We start from the raw sequence: 1,001 nt of genomic DNA, 5'->3' as shown, positions 1-1,001 counted from the left end.
GTAGGCGTTGCCGAGCAGGGTGTTGTTCAGGTCGTTGCCGATCACGGTGAAGGCACCGAGGCCGGTGACGGTGACATCTTCGACGTTCAGCAGGTTGCTTTGACTGAGATCGACGGTGCTGCTGGCCAGGGTCGAGGTGTAGCTGATGTACAGCAGGTCACGGCCTTGATCAGCATCATCCTGCAATAGCGCCAGTTCGCCGGCCTGGTCGAGGACATAGGTGTCGTCACCGGCGCCGCCGCTCATGGTGTCCAGGCCCGCGCCACCGTTGAGCACGTTGTTGCCGCTGTTGCCGGTCAGCACGTTGTTCAGGGCATTGCCGACACCGGTGAGGTTGTCGCTGCCAGTCAGGGTGAGGTTTTCCAGGTTGGCACCCAGGGTCCAGTTCACCGAGGAACGCACGGTGTCGATTTCAGATAGCAGGGTGCTGGTCTCGGCGACCACGTCCTTGAGGTTGTCGACGACGTAGGTGTCATTGCCGAAGCCGCCAATCATCACGTCGGCGCCGAGGCCACCGTCCAGCACGTTGTTGCCGCTGTTGCCGATCAGCACGTTGTTCAGGGCGTTGCCGGTACCGGTGAGGTTGTCGTTGCCGGTGAGGGTCAGGTTCTCGAGGTTGCTGCCCAGGGTGTAGCTGATCGACGACAGCACCGTGTCGATTTCGCTCAGCGAGGTGCCGCGCTCGATCACCGTGTCGCCGAGGTTGTCGACCACGTAGGTGTCGTTGCCGGCACCGCCGTCCAGGGTATCAGCCCCGGCCTTGCCGTCGAGGAGGTTGGCGGCGGCGTTGCCAGTGAGGTTGTTATCGAGTTCGTTGCCGACCAAATTAAGTGCCGCTGTACCCAGTAACAGGCCGTCTTCGACGTTGGCCGAGAGGGTGTAGCTCACCGTCGTGCGGATCAGGTCGCGGCCTTCGTCGGCGAGCTCAGTGACCTTGTCGGTGGCGTTGTCGATGACGTAGGTGTCGTCGCCACTGCCGCCGCTGAGGGTGTCGGCGCCGG

Annotated in this window: 1 protein-coding gene; it reads right to left on the bottom strand. The window is 62.8% G+C overall.

The features are described from left to right. Positions 1 to 1,001, bottom strand: a 1,001-nt coding sequence (locus tag AC1DQM_RS29815; RefSeq protein WP_477747258.1) for a calcium-binding protein, incomplete at both ends; no start/stop codon positions are given.

The sequence above is a fragment of the Pseudomonas sp. 01L34 genome (assembly GCF_056400265.1).
This window is presented reverse-complemented; position numbering and strand designations above follow the sequence as displayed.